Annotated in this window: 16 protein-coding genes and 2 tRNA genes; 11 read left to right on the forward strand and 7 right to left on the reverse strand. The window is 67.9% G+C overall.

Features of this window, described 5'->3' with window-relative positions:
• The first annotated feature begins 96 nt into the window (after window positions 1–96).
• From M2351_RS10985 to M2351_RS11000, 4 genes are all read left to right on the forward strand, one after another.
• The gene (locus tag M2351_RS10985) at window positions 97–705 is read left to right on the forward strand and encodes a 50S ribosomal protein L25/general stress protein Ctc (protein WP_264656110.1); all 609 of its coding nucleotides are present in this window, start codon (window positions 97–99) and stop codon (window positions 703–705) included.
• A 72-nt stretch (window positions 706–777) separates the two neighbouring features.
• Complete coding sequence (gene pth, locus M2351_RS10990; RefSeq protein ID WP_264656111.1) at window positions 778–1353, forward strand: aminoacyl-tRNA hydrolase; 576 nt, start codon at window positions 778–780, stop codon at window positions 1351–1353.
• A 94-nt stretch (window positions 1354–1447) separates the two neighbouring features.
• Entirely contained in the window at window positions 1448–2548 is a 1101-nt protein-coding gene (gene ychF / locus M2351_RS10995; RefSeq protein ID WP_264656112.1) for a redox-regulated ATPase YchF, read from the forward strand.
• A 274-nt stretch (window positions 2549–2822) separates the two neighbouring features.
• Window positions 2823–3692: a putative bifunctional diguanylate cyclase/phosphodiesterase gene (locus tag M2351_RS11000; RefSeq protein ID WP_264656113.1), complete on the forward strand. Its 870-nt coding sequence runs from the start codon at window positions 2823–2825 to the stop codon at window positions 3690–3692.
• Here the strand turns inward: M2351_RS11000 and M2351_RS11005 are convergent.
• Window positions 3655–4125 carry an NUDIX hydrolase gene (locus M2351_RS11005; protein WP_264656114.1) on the reverse strand — a complete coding sequence of 157 codons (471 nt, stop codon included), beginning with the start codon at window positions 4123–4125 and terminating at the stop codon, window positions 3655–3657. The genes M2351_RS11000 and M2351_RS11005 overlap by 38 nt on opposite strands.
• Before the next feature lie 97 nt (window positions 4126–4222).
• Here M2351_RS11005 and M2351_RS11010 point away from each other — a divergent pair, with 97 nt between their 5' ends.
• The 3 genes from M2351_RS11010 to M2351_RS11020 all read left to right on the forward strand — a co-directional run bounded on the left by M2351_RS11010 (window position 4223) and on the right by M2351_RS11020 (window position 6983).
• Window positions 4223–5149, forward strand: a complete 927-nt coding sequence (locus M2351_RS11010) for a LysR family transcriptional regulator (protein ID WP_264656115.1) — start codon at window positions 4223–4225, stop codon at window positions 5147–5149.
• A 132-nt stretch (window positions 5150–5281) separates the two neighbouring features.
• Window positions 5282–6565 (forward strand): MFS transporter, encoded by a 1284-nt coding sequence (locus tag M2351_RS11015; protein WP_264656116.1) that lies wholly within the window; start codon window positions 5282–5284, stop codon window positions 6563–6565.
• 19 nt (window positions 6566–6584) lie between these two features.
• Window positions 6585–6983, forward strand: coding sequence for a hypothetical protein (locus M2351_RS11020; protein ID WP_264656117.1), 399 nt, complete (start codon window positions 6585–6587; stop codon window positions 6981–6983).
• A gap of 569 nt (window positions 6984–7552) precedes the next feature.
• Here M2351_RS11020 and phbB read toward each other — a convergent pair.
• The 3 genes from phbB to M2351_RS11035 form a co-directional block, all read right to left on the reverse strand.
• Window positions 7553–8275 carry an acetoacetyl-CoA reductase gene (gene phbB, locus M2351_RS11025; RefSeq protein ID WP_264656118.1) on the reverse strand — a complete coding sequence of 241 codons (723 nt, stop codon included), beginning with the start codon at window positions 8273–8275 and terminating at the stop codon, window positions 7553–7555.
• A 102-nt stretch (window positions 8276–8377) separates the two neighbouring features.
• A complete protein-coding gene (locus tag M2351_RS11030; protein WP_264656119.1) occupies window positions 8378–9553 on the reverse strand; it encodes an acetyl-CoA C-acetyltransferase in 1176 nt (391 codons plus the stop codon).
• 111 nt (window positions 9554–9664) lie between these two features.
• Window positions 9665–10912 carry an alpha/beta fold hydrolase gene (locus M2351_RS11035; RefSeq protein WP_264656120.1) on the reverse strand — a complete coding sequence of 416 codons (1248 nt, stop codon included), beginning with the start codon at window positions 10910–10912 and terminating at the stop codon, window positions 9665–9667.
• 478 nt (window positions 10913–11390) lie between these two features.
• On the opposite strand from M2351_RS11035, the gene phaR reads away from it, so the two are divergent.
• The gene (gene phaR / locus M2351_RS11040; protein ID WP_264656121.1) at window positions 11391–12038 is read left to right on the forward strand and encodes a polyhydroxyalkanoate synthesis repressor PhaR; all 648 of its coding nucleotides are present in this window, start codon (window positions 11391–11393) and stop codon (window positions 12036–12038) included.
• A 132-nt stretch (window positions 12039–12170) separates the two neighbouring features.
• The gene (locus M2351_RS11045) at window positions 12171–12395 is read left to right on the forward strand and encodes a hypothetical protein (RefSeq protein WP_264656122.1); all 225 of its coding nucleotides are present in this window, start codon (window positions 12171–12173) and stop codon (window positions 12393–12395) included.
• 206 nt (window positions 12396–12601) lie between these two features.
• Here the strand turns inward: M2351_RS11045 and M2351_RS11050 are convergent, their stop codons facing one another.
• Window positions 12602–13768, reverse strand: coding sequence for a glutathionylspermidine synthase family protein (locus M2351_RS11050; RefSeq protein WP_264656123.1), 1167 nt, complete (start codon window positions 13766–13768; stop codon window positions 12602–12604).
• 448 nt (window positions 13769–14216) lie between these two features.
• Between M2351_RS11050 and M2351_RS11055 the strand changes: the two genes are divergently transcribed.
• Window positions 14217–15293: an ABC transporter ATP-binding protein/permease gene (locus M2351_RS11055; protein WP_264656124.1), complete on the forward strand. Its 1077-nt coding sequence runs from the start codon at window positions 14217–14219 to the stop codon at window positions 15291–15293.
• Between the two features lie 103 nt (window positions 15294–15396).
• On the opposite strand, the gene M2351_RS11060 is transcribed toward M2351_RS11055, so the two are convergent.
• Window positions 15397–15472 (reverse strand) — tRNA-Ala (locus M2351_RS11060).
• Between the two features lie 44 nt (window positions 15473–15516).
• Window positions 15517–15603: transfer RNA gene (locus M2351_RS11065), tRNA-Leu, on the reverse strand.
• Between the two features lie 239 nt (window positions 15604–15842).
• Between M2351_RS11065 and M2351_RS11070 the strand changes: the two genes are divergently transcribed.
• A complete protein-coding gene (locus tag M2351_RS11070; protein ID WP_264656125.1) occupies window positions 15843–17555 on the forward strand; it encodes a calcium-binding protein in 1713 nt (570 codons plus the stop codon).
• Window positions 17556–17564: the final 9 nt, after the last annotated feature.

Consider the following 17564-nt stretch of genomic DNA (forward strand, 5'->3'; position numbering starts at 1 on the left):
CCACGCTTGACGCCGGTCCCCGCATGGCTTAATCACCGCGCCCACGCGTCAGCACCCCTGGAGGCTGGCGCTTTTTTCCGTTCAAGGAGCATTCCTATGACTCAGATCGTTCCGCTCAGCGCCGAAACGCGCGACCGGGCCGGCAAGGGGACCGCCCGCCAGACCCGTCGTGATGGCCGCATTCCGGCCGTGATCTACGGTGACAAGCAGGCCCCCGTTATGATTTCGCTGGAGAAGTTCACGTTCACGCGTGTGCTGCACCAGCCGGGCTTCTTCACGCACCTGTTCGACATCACGGTCGACGGCGCCACCCACCGCGTCCTGCCGCGCGACGTGCAGTTCCACCCGGTGACCGACGTCCCGCTGCACGTGGACTTCCTGCGCGTGTCGGCCGACACCCGCACCCACGTCCAGGTTCCGATCGAGTTCGTCGACCAGGACAAGTCCCCGGGCCTGAAGCGCGGCGGCGTGCTGAACGTCGTCCGCCACGAGCTGGACGTGACCGTCGCCGCCGGCAACATCCCGGAGCACATCACGATCTCCTGCGAGGGCTTCGATGTCGGCGATTCGATCCACATCTCCGCCGTAAAGCTGCCGGAGGGTGTGGCCTCGACGATCACCGACCGCGATTTCACGATCGCCACCATCGTCGCTCCGTCGGGCCTGAAGTCCGAGGGCGCCGAGGGCGAGGCCGCCGCTTCCTAATACGGGAATCGGCACCGGTTACGGCAGGGGGCTTCGGCCCCCTGTTTCGTTTCTACGTTAAGGAGTTTCGCCATGCTGCTGCTGGTGGGATTGGGCAACCCCGGCGCCGAATACGCGCGCAACCGGCACAACATCGGCTTCATGGCGGTCGAGGAGATCGCGCGCCGCCACGGCTTCAGCCCCTGGCGCAAGCGCTTCCAGGGCCAGACCGCGGACGGCACGGTGGCCGGCGACAAAGTTATGGCGCTGGAGCCGCTGACCTTCATGAACGTGTCCGGCCAGTCGGTCGTCGCGGCCCTGCAGTTCTTCAAGCTGAAGCCCGAGAACGTCGTCGTCATCCACGACGAGCTTGACCTTCCCCCCGGCAAGATCCGCGTGAAAAAGGGCGGCGGCCACGGTGGGCACAACGGCCTGCGCTCCATCGACAGCCACATCGGCAAGGAATACTGGCGCATCCGGCTCGGCATCGGCCATCCCGGCAACAAGGACATGGTCAGCGGCTACGTTCTGCACGACTTCGCCAAGGCCGACCAGGCCTGGCTCGACCCGCTGATCGACGCCGTCGCCGACAGCTTCCCCCTGATCGTGAAGGGCGAGGCCGAAAAGTTCATGACCAAGGTGGCTCTGGCCACTGGCCCGGCGAAGTAGCGGGTCACCCCTCCCCCACTTCCCGTTTGCGCTTTCGTCCCCCACGTAGGATAAAGCGCCCCAATTCCTGACTTTTCCGACGGCGAGCACCCCCATGGGCTTCAACTGCGGCATCGTCGGCCTGCCGAACGTCGGCAAGTCGACCCTGTTCAACGCGCTGACCGCCACCCAGGCGGCCGAGGCGGCCAACTTCCCCTTCTGCACCAAGGAGCCGAACGTCGGCCGCGTCGGCGTGCCCGACCCGCGGCTGGACAAGCTGGCGGCCATTGCCAAGTCGCAGAAGATCATTCCGACCCAGCTGGAGTTCGTGGACATCGCCGGCCTGATCCGCGGCGCGTCCAAGGGTGAGGGCCTCGGCAACCAGTTCCTCGCCAACATCCGCGAGGTGGACGCCATCGTCCACGTGCTCCGCTGCTTCGAGGACGACGACGTCACCCACGTGGAAGGCAACGTCGATCCCCTGCGCGACGCCGAGGTGGTCGAGACCGAGCTGATGCTCGCCGACATGGAGAGCCTGGAACGCCAGCTCACCAGCCTCCAGAAGAAGGCCAAGGGCGGCGACAAGGACAGCAAGATCAAGGCCGACCTGATGGAGCGCTCCCTGAAGGTTCTTCAGGACGGCAAGCCGGCCCGTGTCGTCGAGGTCAGCGAGGAGGAGAAGCCGGTCTTCAAGCAGTTCATGCTGCTGACCGCCAAGCCCGTCCTCTACGTCTGCAACGTGGAGGAGGCCTCGGCCGCCACCGGCAACAGCCTGACCGCCAAGGTCGCCGAGAAGGCCAAGGCCGAGAACGCCGGCATGGTCGTCATCTCCGCCGCCATCGAGGCGGAGGTCGCCCAGCTGTCCGACGCCGCGGAGAAAACGGAGTTCCTGGAATCCCTCGGCCTTGAGGAAACCGGCCTGAACAAACTGATCCGCGCCGGCTTCCAGTTGCTCGACCTGATCACCTTCTTCACCGTCGGCCCGAAGGAAGCCCGCGCCTGGACCGTGCGCCGCGGCGCGAAGGCCCCGGAAGCGGCCGGCGTGATCCACACCGACTTCGAACGCGGCTTCATTCGCGCCGAGACGATCGACTTCGACAGTTACACCAATCTGGGCGGCGAACAGGGCGCCAAGGACAACGGCAAGATGCGCCAGGAAGGCAAGGAATACGTCGTCAACGACGGCGACATCTTCCATTTCCGCTTCAACGTCTGATCCAGCCTCTTAAATCCCCTCCCCCGCCGTAGGTGGGGGAGGGCTAAGGGGGGACTCGGCGCAAGGGCTTTGCAGTAGCCCAACACCCTCCCCTCCCCGTTGCCGATCCGCCTCATCCAAGCGCCGAATCACCCCGCCCCATTCTTATCACCACAGCACAGGTCGTTAACCCTTTCGTAACCACGGAAAAACCGCTTAACTACCCTTGAAATATGGTTAACAAACCGGGCTTCGACTGTTAAGGCCGGGGTGTTGAACTGGAGGGGGTAGGGCGGTGAACCAGCAGGCGTTCAGCGACACGGGCACCAAACCGGGCCTGAACCGGGTTCCGGAGCCCCCCCTGCAGCCCATCGGCGCGCCGGGGACCTTCACCGACCGCATCCGCGAAGCCATCGAGCGGAACGAGCTTCGCCTCGCCTACCAGCCGCAGGCCGACGTCGAAACCGGCCGCCTGACCGGGTTCGAGGCGCTGTCGCGCTGGCGCTTGGACGACGGCACCGTCATCCCGCCCGACGTTTTCATCCCCATGGCGGAAACCAGCGACGCCATCCATGTGCTGGGCGAATGGTCGCTGCGCCGCGCCTGCCAGGCGGCGGCGCGCTGGATGCGCGACGGCATCGCCGATCTGCCGGTGGCGGTCAACCTGTCGGCGCGCCAGCTCGACGACCCGGGTCTGGCCCGCACGGTGCTGGGCATCCTGGCCGAAACCGGCCTGCCCGCCGCGAACCTGAAGCTGGAGCTGACCGAAACCGCCCTGTTCGAGCACAGCGACTCCTCGCGCGAGGTGCTGACGCAGCTGCGTGGCGCCGGGGTGCGGCTGGTGCTGGACGATTTCGGGACCGGCTATTCCTCGCTCTCCCTGCTCCGCCGCGTGCCGGTGGAGGCGCTGAAGATCGACAAGCACTTCACCCAGGCGATGGTGGAGGATCGCGACGCCGCGGCCATCGTGCGCGCAATCATCGACATGGCCCACGCGTTGGGCATGCAGGTGATCGCCGAGGGCGTGGAGACCAGCGACCAGCACCTGTTCCTGCGCGCCTACCGCTGCGACCGCATCCAGGGCTACCTGCTGGCAAAGCCTCTGCCGGAAGGTGAAGTACCCGACTTTATTCAGCGGCGCGCCGCGCCGCCGACAGGCGGATGACGCGTTCGGTCTCGTCCCATTCCGTCAGCTCGGCGGCTTCCTCGACCGTGACCCAGCGCGCCTCCAGCGCGTCGTCGGCGCAGACCGGCTCACCCTGCGGGCTGTCGGCGGCGACTTCCACCAGGGTGTAGTGGAACTGCACCGCGCCCGCGTCGTCGAGCGTCATGGCGTCCACCACCGTGACGACCTCCGTCGGCACGACATGCAGGCCGGTTTCCTCCAACGCCTCGCGCACGGCGGTCTCGAACACGGTTTCGCCAACCGCCTGGGCACCGCCGGGCAGGCTCCACTGCCCCATCCGCGGCGGCCGTCCCCGGCGGATCAGCAGCACGCGCTCCCCACGCCAGACGATGACGCCGACCCCCACCCAGGGGCGGTCCGGGTATTCGCGGCTGGAACGGTCGTCCGGGGTGGCGGGGGGCGCGTCGGTCATGAAGATCCCTCGTTGTGCTTGACCCCGACGCTAACCCAGGCGGACAGTCGGACGCCAGGGGACAAGACGCAGGACCTCATCCCATGAAGCTCGCCCCATGAAACTGAACGAGATCCGCACCTTCGTGGCCGTGGCCGAGGCGCAATCGGTGCAGGAGGCCGGCAACCGGCTGGGGCTGACGCAGTCGGCGGTCTCGCGCCTGATCCAGCGGCTGGAGGCGGAGTTGGGGGCCGCCCTGTTCGACCGCCAGACCAAGCCGCTCGTCCTCACCCGCGACGGGGAATTGGCGCTGGCCCACGCGCGGCGCGTGTTGCAGGCGACCGACGACCTGTCCGACGCCTTCGCCACGGTTTCCCGACCGCGGGGGCTGCTGCGCCTCGGCGTGGCCCATGTGCTGACCACGCTGGCCGCACACCAGCCGCTGGACACGTTGCGGGCCGCTTTCCCCGACCTGACCGTCCGGCTGCATTCGGACTGGAGCACGCCGCTGATGGAGCAGGTCCGCGCCGGCACGCTCGACGGTGCGGTGGTCCTGCTGTACGAGGGGCAGGCCCCGCCCGAGGATCTCGCGGCCATCTGCATCGGGCGGGAACCGGTCAGCATCATCGCCCCACCCGGCCGCTGCCATCCAACGATTCACGACATGAACGCGCTGGGCTGGGTGCTGCAGCCCGACGGCTGCCGCTACCGCACCTCGCTGACGGAACTGCTGGCGCGGTACGGCTTGCCGCTGAACATCGCGGTGGAGGCGTTCGACCAATCGCTGCTGGTGTCGCTGGTGGCCCGCGGGGTCGGATTCGGCCTCGCTCCGCTGCGCCTGATCGCGCCGGTCACCCGCAGCACCCCGGTGGACACGGTGCAAGTCCCCGGCTTCGACCTGACGGTCGCCGTCTGGCTGGTCCGCGCCCGCTTCACCGGCCGCATCGGACCCGTGTTCGACGCGCTGGAAAACAGCCTGCACGCCGAACTTCCCGCACGCTCGCCGACGCTCCCTCGTCCGGTGCTTCATTCCGCGGCTGAATAACCTTGTTTCCCGTTATGAATTTGATGAAAAGCCCAGCGCGCCCTATGGTGTCGTGACCGATCATCAGGCCCGCCAACCTGGACAGGAGCCGGAGCGGGCATAGGGCCAAAGCGGCCATAGGGAGAAACGACCGTGAGCAGCAGCAACCAGGCGGGCCCAGCCACCACACAGGCCGCCACACCGGCCGCCCGATCGGGGTCCTGGCTGACGCCGGGTTTCGTCATCGCCTGCGGGTGCATGATCGCCATGCTGGCTTTCGGTCCGCGTTCCAGCATGGGCCTGTTCATCAAGCCCCTGTCGGAGACGAACGGCTGGGGCCGCGACGTCTTTGCGCTGTCCATCGCGCTGCAGAACCTGCTCTGGGGCATCGGCACGCCGCTGGCCGGCGCGCTGGCCGACCGTTATGGGCCGGCACTTGTGCTGGGGATCAGCGGCGTCTTCTACGCGGCCGGCCTCGCCCTGATGTCGATGGCCGACAGCCAATTGCTGCTGCACCTCAGCGCTGGCCTGCTGATCGGCATCGGGCTGGCCGGGGCCTCCTTCGGCATCGTCATCGCCGGTTTCAGCCGCATCGTTCCGCCGGAGAAGCGGTCCTGGTCGATGGGCATCGCCACGGCGGCGGGCTCGCTGGGCCAGACTCTGTTCGCGCCCATGGGGCAGGCCTTCATCGCCGCCTACGGCTGGCAGACGGCGCTGGTCCTGTTCGGCGCGACCATGCTGCTGATCCCGGTCTTCGCCGCCGCCTTCGCCGGGGCCGGCGGGGCGAAGAACGCGCCGGTGGTGACGGGCGCCGACATCGGCTTCGCCGCGATGATCCGGCAGGCGTTCCGGCACCGCAGCTACGTCCTGCTGGTGACGGGCTTCTTCGTCTGCGGCTTCCAGCTGGCCTTCATCACTACGCACCTGCCGCCCTACCTCATGGGCGCGGGGATCAGCCCCAGCCTGGCGTCCTGGGCGATGGGCCTGATCGGCCTGTTCAACGTCATCGGCTCCTACGCCTCCGGCGTGCTGGGCGGGCGGATGAGCAAGCGGTACCTGCTCTGCGCCAACTACACGCTGCGGGGCGTCTGCACGGCGATCTTCATCCTGCTGCCGGTCACGCCGGTGTCGGTGATCGTCTATGCCGCGGCCATGGGCCTGCTGTGGCTGTCCACGGTGCCGCCGACCTCCGGCCTCGTCGCGCTGATGTTCGGCACGCGCTACCTCGGCATGCTCTACGGCTTCGCCTTCCTCAGCCACCAGATCGGCGGCTTCCTCGGCGTGTGGCTGGGCGGCGTGCTGTTCGAGCGCACGGGCTCCTACGACGTGGTCTGGTGGGCCAGCGTGGTTCTGGCGCTGGCCTCCGCCGCGGTCAACTGGCCGATCGCCGAGAAGCCCGCGCCCTCGTCCCTAACCGCGCAGCAGGCCAAGGCCTGACCCCGGAGAGGCATCACCAATGACGCCCGCCACCCCTTCCTCCCCAAGCTTCGGACACGGCTTCGCGCTGGCGCTCGGCGCGCTGGTGCTGGCCGCCTGGGCCGCGGTGATGGGCGTCTCCCTGAAGCAGGCGGCCCTGCAGGAGGAGGCGGGCGGTACGGTGCTCGCCGTCTTCCCACCGGGCCTGCCCACCGGCGAGGCCTTCGCCGCGGTGATCCGGGCGGGCGGCGAACCACTGCGCCAGACCTGGATTCCCTTCGCCTGGGTCGTCCGCGCGGAAGGCGACGGCTTCGTCGGCCGGCTGAAGCGCGAAGGCGCCGTCACCGCCTATGGCGAGCTTCCCGTCGGCCCGGTGCTGGGCGGCTGCGCCGTGGTGTCGCTGGACGACAAGCGTCCGGTCGGCTTCCAGTTCAAGTGACTTTCACGGAACCGTCATCAAGCGGAAACACGACAAGAGAACGGGTATTGACAACCCCCGCAAGGAGGAGCAGGCTATTCCTCAGAGCAACACTGGTTGAGGTGAAGACGCGGATGGCCCCGCGGAAAGTTGGCTCAAAGGCCAGCTTCTCAGCTCTGCAAATGTTCCGTAGCCAGGAGGGTGAACTGATCATGAGTCCACCTGCGCTTATTTGAGGAAGCCGACCTGTTCGGCCACACAAGTTTGAACATTGCCGTTGAGACGGCTCAACCATTGCGGACGTCTTGAGACAATCCGCAGAAAACCCCCGCCCCTCGCGAGCGGGGGTTTTCGTTTTTGGACCGCCGCTCGAATTTTTCACCACCAAGACACCAAGGCACCAAGAATCCTCGCGCCCGGCACGGCGTGGACTCTTGGTGCCTTGGTGTCTTGGTGGTGAATCCCTAACCGCCCCAAGCCGCACTCTCCGAAGAAAAACCCCTCCCCCACCAGCGTGGGAGAGGGGCGAAGGCGAGTGTCGCTCGGCAGAAAACCCCCAGCCCGGACGGGGCCGGGGGGAAACAACCACATCAATACATGTGCTGGCCGCCGTTGATGGACAGCGTCGAGCCGGTGATGAAACCGGCGTCGTCGCCGACCAGGAAAAGCACGCCGCGGGCGATCTCCTCGGCCTTGCCGAGGCGGCCGACCGGGATGCGGGCGACGATCTTCTCCAGCACGTTCGGCGGAACGGCGCGGACCATGTCGGTGTCGATGTAGCCCGGGGCGATCGCGTTGACGGTGATGCCCTTGGCCGCCCCCTCCTGGGCCAGCGCCTTGGTGAAGCCGTGGATGCCCGACTTGGCGGCGGCGTAGTTCACCTGGCCGTACTGGCCGGCCTGACCGTTCACCGAACCGATGTTGACGATGCGGCCGAAGCCGCGCTCGCGCATGCCGTCGATGACGTTGCGGCACAGGTTGAAGCAGGAGGTCAGGTTGGTCGCGATGACGTCATTCCACTGCTGCGGCGTCATGCGCTGCAGCACGCCATCGCGGGTAATGCCCGCGTTGTTGACCACCACGTCGACCGGGCCCAGCTCGGTCGTGATCTTGGCGATGCCGTCCTTCACCGCGTCGAAGTCCGACACGTCGAACTTGTAGACGGCGATTCCGGTGCGGGCGGAGAACTCCTTCGCCTTCTCGTCGTTCCCGGCGTAGTTGGCGGCGACCGTGTAACCGGCGTTCTTCAGCGCGACGGAGATGGCCTCACCGATACCGCGGGTTCCACCCGTGACGACTGCAACTCGAGCCATTGGCTCCTCCCCCAAAGCATGGACGTGGATTCGTTTTCGTTTTCTGTACGCACGCTCAAACGAAACGGGCCGCACCCCGAAGGGAACGGCCCGTCTTTTTCATCAGCCCCGCTCGACGCAGAGGGCGATGCCCATGCCGCCGCCGATGCACAAGGTGGCGAGGCCGCGCTTGGCGTCGCGCTTCTGCATCTCGAACAGCAGGGTGGTCAGGACGCGGGCGCCCGAGGCGCCGACCGGATGGCCGAGCGCGATGGCGCCGCCGTTGACGTTCACCTTGGACGTGTCCCAGCCCAGGTCCTTGTTGACGGCCAGCGCCTGCGCGGCGAAGGCCTCGTTCGCCTCGATCAGGTCGAGGTCGTCGACCGTCCAGCCGGCCTTCTTCAGCGCCAGGCGGGAGGCCGGGATCGGGCCGGTGCCCATGATCGCCGGGTCGACGCCGGCGGTCGCCCAGGACACGATGCGGGCCAGCGGGGCGACGCCGCGCTTGGCGGCGTTGTCGGCGCTCATCAGCACCAGCGCGGCGCCGCCGTCGTTGATGCCCGACGCGTTGCCGGCGGTCACCGTGCCGTCCTTGGCGAAGGCCGGGCGCAGCTTGGCCAGAGTCTCCACCGTGGTGCCGTGCTTCGGATACTCGTCGTCGCTGACGATGACGTCACCCTTGCGGCCCTTGATGGTGACCGGGACGATCTCGTCCTTGAAGCGGCCGGACTTCATGGCCGCCTCGGCCTTCTGCTGCGACGCGGCGGCGAAGGCGTCCTGCTCGTCGCGGGTCAGCTGCCACTTCTGGGCGACGTTCTCCGCCGTGTTGCCCATGTGGTAGCCGTGGAAGGCGTCCCACAGGCCGTCCTTCAGCATGGTGTCGAGCATCTCCGCCGAGCCCATCTTCACGCCGTTGCGCAGGTGCATGACGTGCGGGGCCTGGCTCATGCTCTCCTGGCCGCCGGCGACGATGACGTCGGCGTCGCCGTTCAGGATCGCTTGGTAGCCGAGCGCCACCGAGCGCAGGCCCGAACCGCAGAGCTGGTTGATGCCGAAGGCGGTCGCCTCGGCCGGGATGCCCGCGTTGACGGCGGCTTGGCGGGCCGGGTTCTGCCCCTGACCGGCGGTCAGGATCTGGCCCAGGATCACTTCCGTCACCTCGGCGGCGTCGGTCTTGGCGCGGCTCAGCGCTTCACGGATGGCCACCTCGCCCAGGTAATGGGCGGGCACGGAGCTCAGCGCCCCGTTGAAGCTGCCGATGGGGGTACGCGCGGCACCGGCGATGACGACCTCGGTCATGTTGACGCTCCTCGAATTTGACAGTTTTATTTTCGTATTGAGTGACGCTGGGAGTGCGAAAAAACTCTATGCGGGTCTTTTGCGCAACGCAAGACACCTCTCTGGCTGCGGTTATCCTGCCGCAGTAAGCCATTCGGCCAGGGGACGCCATACGCCTGTTTCCGCTCCGGCGCTGACCACCATGCCAATATGACCCAGCGGCGGGCTGATCATTTGAGCCCTAGGTATTGTTCTTGCGAGCGCCGCCGCCGACAGGGGCGGAACGATCCGGTCGCGTTCCGGAATCAAAGCCAGCGTTGGAACTTTGATGCGCGGGGGCTCCACAGGCTCCCCAGCGACCAGCCAGTTCCCGCAGGCGGTGTCGTTGCGCCCATACCAGCCGGCCAGCGTGTCGCGAGCCACGGCGGCGACCAGCGGCACGCCGTCGTTCAACCAGTCCTCCAGCGCGACGAAGGCGAGTGCGGCGCGGCTGTCCGGGTCCATGCGGGCGAACTGCGAAAATTTCTTCAGCGCCAGCAGCGGGTCCAGCTGCGCGAACAGCGCCTGGAGCGCGTCCACCGGCAGGTCGCCCCAGGCCTCGATCATCGGCCCGAAGGGCTGGAAGAAGGCGGCGGCCCGGCGGGCGAGGCCCGCGTCCTCCGCATGGAAGTCCCAAGGCGTGGCCATCAGCACCAGCCCAGCGACCTCCTTCGGCCGGCGCTGCGCCAGCGCCGCGGCGAGCAGCCCGCCCATGCAGTAGCCGACCACCGGCACCGGCCGCCCGGTCGCCTCCACCGCCGCAGCCAGCGCGCGCTCCAGCCGCCCGGCGATGTAGTCGGTCAGCGTGAATCGCCGCTCCAGCGGGCCGGGCGTGCCCCAGTCGATCAGGAAGGGGCGCAACCCCTGCCCGGCCAGCCAGCGCATCAGGCTTTTGCGCTCCGACAGATCCAATATGTAATGACGGTTGACCAGCGACGGCACGAACAGCACCGGCGTGCCGGAGCCGCTTCCCAGCGCACCATAATCCAGCAGGCGCGACGCACCCTCCGTCCAGATCACCGGCGGGTCGGGCAGGTCGCGGCGGTAGGGATGGTGCCGGTAGCGCTCGATCCCCGTCAGTGCGAGGTCGAGCTGGCGGCGGACCGCGCGGTCAACCGCCCCGGCGAGGGCGTCGGCATCGGTCCGGGCGATCTGGCGGCGCAGCTCCTCCGCCCGGTCGCGCAGATGCGGCTTCCATGGCAGCGAGCCGTTCCTCAAGTGCGGCAATGCGGTCGAGGAGCTGAGCAACGACGACGCCACCGTCGCCAGATGCAGCGCCAGCGGCCGCGGTCCCGTCCGCAGCTTGTGGGCGCCCGGCGGGTTGCTCTCCGCCCCGCTCACGCGACGCTCCTTCCGCAGGCTGCGACGGTGCCGGCGCCGGGTTCCAGCCGCGGCCGGGCGGGCTGGCGAAGGCGAATCCGCTGGGGCCGAACAGGAAGGGCGCCACGGCCCCGGCGCCCTGCGCCATCATCTGGACGGCGCGCGCCATGGTGTCCGCCACCTCGGGATCCGCGGCACAGGCCGCCCATTGTTCCTGCCACAGGTCGAGGTACCGTTGCGCGAGCGTTTCCAGGGACGGGATGTCGGAGTCGGACGATTCGGCCATGAACGGCAGTATAGGTCGCCCATAGCCTTCTTTGCCAGAGGCGCGTGGAACCGTACGAAAATGTCGCGATTTCCCGAATAACGGGGCTTTCCGCACCGCCGGACGGCCGCTCCTCGCAGCGCTGCGGCACAGCACTGGACAGCGTGCATGGCTTCGAGTAGTGCTTATATCTTGAACAGCCCTGCCGAGTGCCCCTTCTTGAAAGAAACCGCGATGGCCGACAAGGAAGACCAGAAGTCCGCTCTGATCACGATCAAGAAGTACGCCAACCGGCGGCTCTACAACACCGCGACCAGCAGCTACGTCACGCTCGACCATCTCTGCCAAATGGTCAAGGACGGCCTCGACTTTGTGGTCTATGACGCCAAGACGGGGGAGGATATTACCCGCTCCGTCCTGACGCAGATCATCGTGGAGGAGGAGAGCAAGGGACAGAACCTGCTGCCCATCAGCTTCCTGCGCCAACTGATCGGCTTTTACGGCGACAACATGCAGTGGATGGTGCCGCGCTACCTGGAATATTCGATGCAGTCTTTCGCGCGGAACCAGGAACAGATGCGCGACTACTTCCAGAACACGCTGGGCGGCATGTTCCCGTTCGGCCGCCTGGACGAGGTGAGCAAGCAGAACTTCGCGATGTTCGAGCGGGCGATGCGCATGTTCTCGCCCTTCGGTGGCAACGAGGATGGGCAGGAGGCGCCCCAGCCGCCGAGGCCGGCCGCCGCGGCCCCGGTTCCCGCCCCCGCGACCAGCGCCGGCGGCCACACCTTCGACGAACTGCAGAAGCAAATCGACGAACTGCAGAAGCAGATCGCCAGCATCGCCAAGACGCCCAAGCCGGCCAAGCCCGAAGGCAAGTGAGCGCACCAGGCGGCCATCCGAATCGCGGACTGATGAAGGGCGGGGAGAGTTCTCCGCCCTTTTTCTTTTTTCGGCACCAGCCACCCCTCCCCGCTGTTTCATGACCGTTACGGTCCCAAGGGAGGAATGACCATGAAGACCGAATTGAACGTCACCATGGAACTGGAGGTCGCCGACCCGCAGGAGGCGAGCCGCTTCGAGGAGAAGCTGCGCGGCTGGCTGCGGCACCAGAGCCAGGTCGTGTCGGTGTCCAGCACCAACATCGGCGTCGGCAACGACGTCGCCTGGCGGGAGGCTCGCAAGGAAGCTTTCGGCTCGCGCTTGCAGAATCCGTTTGCACCCGGGCGCGGGCGGTAAGGCCTACCGGTTGCCCCCTCCCTTCCCACGCTGCGCGTGGGCCCCTTCCCCCCCCGCTTCGCGGGAGCGGGAGAGACGGCGGCAGCCCCCTCCACCGCAAAGCTCTCGCGCAAGCGAAGCTTGCGCTGACGCGGCAGGCGGACCTTCGGTCCGCCGAGAGCGGGGGAGGGTTAGGGAGGGGGCAAAACGCTTGAGGGGGTAACGCCCTACCCCCGAAACAAATGCGGCACCATGGCCGCGTCCGACCCCACCCGTGGATCGGCCGATTCGCGCACCGACATGCCCAGGCACTTGTCGCCGACGATCCAGGCGTGCAGCACGGCGTGCCCCCCCTCCTCCTCGAAGATGAAGGGCGTTTCCAGGAAAACGCGGCCGCCGGGGAAATCCACGTGCCCCGTGTCGGACACCACGCGCCCGTGCACGGTCATGCGCTGGGCCGCGTCGTCCAACCCGAACAGGCTGCGCGTCGTGACCGCGTCGCTTCCTCCCAGATCGGCGGCGTCGAAGCCGGCGCGGCACAGGTTCGGGTGGCGGGGGTAGAGCCGCCACAGGTGCGCCAGCAGCCCGTGGTTGGACATCAGCCAGCACCACAGCGGCGACAGGGCGCTCATCCCGCCGGACCGCAGCTTTTGCAGGAAGGAGTCGTCGGCCAGCCCCTGCCAGGGATAGATCTTCGCCAGCCAGGACATCGGCTGCCCCTCGTCGTCGACGAAGCGGCGACCATCCCAGCCGATGCTTTGCAAGGGCAGCAGGTGCGTGCCGATGCCGGCCTCCGCCGCTGTGGCGGCCAGATAGACCAGTTCGCTCTCGCGCACCGGGTCGGGGGTGGCGCAGGTCAGGTGGACGCGGCCGCGGGCCGGCAGCCCGGACCACAGCTCTTCCCAGCGCTCGACCAGACCCTCGTGCAGGCCGTTGAACTGGTTGGCGTCGGCGGCCAGCGCCTCGCGCCAGTTGCGCTGGATGATGGAGGCGGCGAACAGCCCTTCCGGCGTGTCGTAGTTGCAGGCCAGGAGCCGCACCGAATCGCGCCCGTCATAGGCCAGCGTCAGCCGCCCGACCAGCGGGCCGGCGCGCTCGTTCAACCGCCCGCTCGCCCAATAATCGTTCCAGGAGGCCTCCATCAGCCGCGCGACCTCGCCACGCAGGCCGAGCTGGGCGAGCAGCCGCCCCTCGACCGCGGCGCGCACGGCCTCGCGCGCCATGGTGTGCAGCTCGTCCGCGACGCTCTCGATCAGGTCGATCTGGGCGGCGGTGAACTCATAGCGGACGTCCTCGCGCCAGAAGGCCCCGGCGTTCATCGCCCGGACGCCGTACGGATATTTGCGGAGCCCCGGCCGCCAGTCCGCCCGGGGTTTGATGATCACTCTGCGCATGGTGGATTTCAGGCCGCCCGGATCAACACGAACTCGTCACGCACTCAACATCAACAGCACGCCTTTGGCGTTCGTCAACAGCACGCCTTCGGCGTTCGTCAACATCCCACCTTCGGCGTTCGTCCCGGACGCACCGGACCGGACGCAAGGCGGGGGCGGATCATCGCGGCGCAATCGCCTCAGCACAAGCCCGATCCGGGGGCGCCCCCCCGTTTTTCCCGGCGGATTCCCAACGCTTTCCACACCGCGGCACCACTGCCCTGCCCATGGCGCGACCATCCATCGGCACCCTCAACGCACGGTTGGCGGCAGCTCCACCGGATAGCCCAACCTGGATCAAGGCAATCCCCCGGCGCACCGGCTACACTCATTCACGGATTCGGCCGTCCTTGCGGACGGCGTTTCAAGTCTGGCCGTCCCCAAGGACGGCGTTGGAGACCGCGGCGTCATGGCAGCGAAGGTTTCCCTCAGGACCGCGATCGGGCTCGGCCGCCGCTTCCTCGGCTTGGCCGGCGGCTACTGGCGCGGTCCGGGCGGCTGGCCGGCGTGGCTGCTGACCGGCGCGCTCTTCCTCCTCACCGTGGCCCAGGTGTTCGTGCCGGTGATGATCAACCTGTGGAGCCAGCGCCTGTTCGACGCGCTGGAGCAGCGCGCACCCGACCGGCTGCTGACGATGATCCTGGCGGCCGGCGGCATCATCCTGTTCAGCGTCGGCGTGACGGTGGCGCACCTGCGGGTGAAGCGCCGGCTGCAACTCGGCTGGCGGGCGTGGCTGACGCGCAGGCTGCTGGACCGCTGGCTGTCCGACGGGCGGGAGGAGCGGCTGGCCGCGCTCGCTGACGGCCTCGACAACCCCGACGGCCGCATCGCGGAGGACATCCGGATCGCCACAGAGCTTGCCATCGATCTCGGCCACTCCCTCACCTACTGCGCGCTGCTGCTGGCCGGTTTCACCAACATCCTGTGGGCGCTGTCCGGCCCGGCGGAACTGGAGGTCGCCGGCGTCACGCTGGTGATCTCCGGCTATCTGCTGGTCATGGCGCTGCTCTTCGCCGCGGCAGGCGCCGGAACGGCCATGCTGCTGGGGCGGCCGCTGGTGCGCGCCGTGGAACGCCGCCAAGGTTGGGAGGCCGGCTTCCGCTTCGGCCTCGCCCATGTGCGGGAGAACGCGCCGGCCATCGCCGCGCTGCACGGCGAACCGGCGGAGCGCAACCGCCTCGCCGCACTGTTCACCGGCGTGCGCCGCGGCTGGAACCGCCAGACCAACGCGCTGACCGGCGTCATGAGCTTCGGCGCGGCCTATTCCGTGCTGTCGACGGCCTTCCCCATCCTGGTCGCGGCCCCCGGCTACATCGCCGGGCGGATCACGCTGGGGGTGCTGATGCAGACCGCCCAGGCGTTCCAGCAGACGGTAGCGGCGTTGTCCTGGCCGGTGGACAACCTGGCGAACGTGGCGCAGTGGGCGGCCTCGGTTGAACGCGTGCTGGGCCTGGACGAGGCGCTGCAAAACCTCGACCCGCCCTGAAAGCCAGCCCGATGGACCAAAAAAGCGAAGGCCCGGAGGGCGGTCGCCGTCCAGGCCTTGGATCGTCTCGCTTTGCTGAAGCCCCCGAACCGGGGGAGGAAGATGGTGGAGCCAAGGAGGATCGAACTCCTGACCTCTACAATGCCATTGTAGCGCTCTCCCAGCTGAGCTATGGCCCCACGATGCTCTTCCAGACACTCTTCCCAGTATTCACCGGAGAAGATGGTGCGCTTGGAGGGAGTCGAACCCCCACGGCCTTTCAGCCACTAGGACCTGAACCTAGCGCGTCTACCAGTTCCGCCACAAGCGCGTGTCTTTTACTTCATCCCCGCGTCTCTTGGGGTGACGCGGGAGCGCTGATATAGCCGCCCCGCTGCCCTCGCTCAAGGGAAATCGACATCGCCCCGTCACTTTTTTGCAAAGCCCGAACGGGGTGGGCGTCCATGGACCGTCGGTTGAGCGGATTTACAATTTATACACCGCAGTTGTGCAACAGGATGGTGCCGCCAAACGCCTTGCGCAGCGCGCCCGAGCACAGGAGACGCCGCGATGCCCGTCAGCCCCTTCCGCACGGAATTCCTGGTGAACGCCACGACCACCGGCGACCAGTCCGCTCCCGCCGTCGCCCCGCTGACCGGCGGCGGCTTCGTCGTCACCTGGGTGGACGGCAGCCGTAGCGCCGACGACAGCAGCGGAACGGCGGTGCGCGCCCAACTCTACGACGCCCGCGGCGCCAAGGTCGGCGGTGAATTCCTCGTCAACACCACCACGGCCGGCAGCCAGGACTCTCCGGCGGTCGCCGGTCTGGACGGCGGCGGCTTCGTGGTGACCTGGATCGTCAACGCCGCGGCCTATGGTCAGAGATTCGCCGCCGACGGAACCAAGCTCGGCGCAGAGTTCTTCATCGGGGGGAACGCACCGCCCCTCCTCATCGACAAAACCAGAATCCTCGTCTACAGCTCGGAAGGTCCCTACGCGTCGGCGCCCGACGTCACGGCGCTCCCCGGCGGCGGCTTTGCCGTGACGTGGAGCTACATCGCGCTGGGATCCGCCGGGATCGCAGGCCAGGCCTTCGACGCCACCGGCGCCAAGGTCGGAGCGGGCTTCGGCTTGTCGCCCGGTGTGGGCGGTATCCAGGTGAGCCCGGACGTGACCGTGGCCAAGCTGGTCACCCTGAACGACAAAACCAACGTCCTGTTGACGAACAGGTCGTCCGGCTGGTCGGACGTCACGCCTCTTTTCGGCGGCGGGTTCATCGCCGTCTGGACCACCGTGGGCAAGGCCGGGTTGACGGCGGGCGAAACGGACATCCATGGCCAACGGTTCGACGCCGCTGGCAATCTGGTCGGGCCTGAATTCCTCGTCAACAGCACAACCGTCGGGTCGCAGTCGCGTCCCACGGTCGCGGCGCTGCCCACCGGCGGCTTCATCGTCGCCTGGACCGACGACAACCAGATTGGGACCGGCTTGACTGGTGGCGACAACAGCAGCAGCGCCGTCCGCGCCCAGGCGTTCGCGGCATCGGGCGCCCGGGTCGGCTCCGAATTCCTCGTCAACACGACCACCGCGAACGCGCAGGCGAGCCCCAGCCTCGCCGTGCTGCCCGACGGGACGATGGTCGCCGCCTGGACCGACAGCAGCGGATCCGACGGCAGTTTGACGGGTGCCGACATCTCCGGTTCCGCCGTGCGCGCCCAGTTGTTCACCGTCACGCCCACCGACCCGAACCGCCGCCTTCTGGTGAAGGACGGCGACGGCGACCACGAGGTCCAGATGGACCGCTACGCCGGCCCCGTTCCCTGGCTGAAAAACCAGTATGTCGGCCGGTCCGCCGGCGAGGCCGCCATCGGCAGCGACGAGTCCGACTTCCTGAACCTTCTGGACGGCGACGACGCGGCGGCGGGCCAGGGCGGCGACGACGTGCTGGACGGGGGCACCGGCTCCAACTTCCTGACCGGCGGCGCCGGCAACGACACCTTCTTCGTCGACGGCCGTGTCGCCGGCACCACTTGGTCCACCGTCACCGACCTCACCACTGGGGAGTGGGTCACCGCCTGGGGCTGGACGCTGGGCACATCCACCGTTACCTGGGCCGACATGCAGGGTGCCGACGGCTACCAGGGCGCCACCGCCCACATCGACATCGACGGCAACGGCTCCGTCGACCTCAGCATCACCTTCGCCGGCAGAGCGGTGGGCGGCGTCGTCGCAACACCGGGCCAGAGCGGCGCCGACCGCTACCTCGCCTTCCGGCTGGGGTAAGCGGCGGCG

Source organism: Azospirillum canadense (genome assembly GCF_025961225.1).
Taxonomy (GTDB): domain Bacteria; phylum Pseudomonadota; class Alphaproteobacteria; order Azospirillales; family Azospirillaceae; genus Azospirillum; species Azospirillum canadense.

What these genes read in the sequence shown, in the direction of transcription:
- M2351_RS10985 (WP_264656110.1), top strand. Translation starts at nt 97, where the DNA reads ATGACTCAGATCGTTCCGCTCAGCGCCGAAACGCGCGACCGGGCCGGC.
- pth (WP_264656111.1), top strand. Translation starts at nt 778, where the DNA reads ATGCTGCTGCTGGTGGGATTGGGCAACCCCGGCGCCGAATACGCGCGC.
- ychF (WP_264656112.1), top strand. Translation starts at nt 1,448, where the DNA reads ATGGGCTTCAACTGCGGCATCGTCGGCCTGCCGAACGTCGGCAAGTCG.
- M2351_RS11005 (WP_264656114.1), bottom strand. Translation starts at nt 4,125, where the DNA reads ATGACCGACGCGCCCCCCGCCACCCCGGACGACCGTTCCAGCCGCGAA.
- M2351_RS11010 (WP_264656115.1), top strand. Translation starts at nt 4,223, where the DNA reads ATGAAACTGAACGAGATCCGCACCTTCGTGGCCGTGGCCGAGGCGCAA.
- M2351_RS11020 (WP_264656117.1), top strand. Translation starts at nt 6,585, where the DNA reads ATGACGCCCGCCACCCCTTCCTCCCCAAGCTTCGGACACGGCTTCGCG.
- phbB (WP_264656118.1), bottom strand. Translation starts at nt 8,275, where the DNA reads ATGGCTCGAGTTGCAGTCGTCACGGGTGGAACCCGCGGTATCGGTGAG.
- M2351_RS11030 (WP_264656119.1), bottom strand. Translation starts at nt 9,553, where the DNA reads ATGACCGAGGTCGTCATCGCCGGTGCCGCGCGTACCCCCATCGGCAGC.
- phaR (WP_264656121.1), top strand. Translation starts at nt 11,391, where the DNA reads ATGGCCGACAAGGAAGACCAGAAGTCCGCTCTGATCACGATCAAGAAG.
- M2351_RS11045 (WP_264656122.1), top strand. Translation starts at nt 12,171, where the DNA reads ATGAAGACCGAATTGAACGTCACCATGGAACTGGAGGTCGCCGACCCG.
- M2351_RS11050 (WP_264656123.1), bottom strand. Translation starts at nt 13,768, where the DNA reads ATGCGCAGAGTGATCATCAAACCCCGGGCGGACTGGCGGCCGGGGCTC.
- M2351_RS11055 (WP_264656124.1), top strand. Translation starts at nt 14,217, where the DNA reads ATGGCAGCGAAGGTTTCCCTCAGGACCGCGATCGGGCTCGGCCGCCGC.
- M2351_RS11070 (WP_264656125.1), top strand. Translation starts at nt 15,843, where the DNA reads ATGCCCGTCAGCCCCTTCCGCACGGAATTCCTGGTGAACGCCACGACC.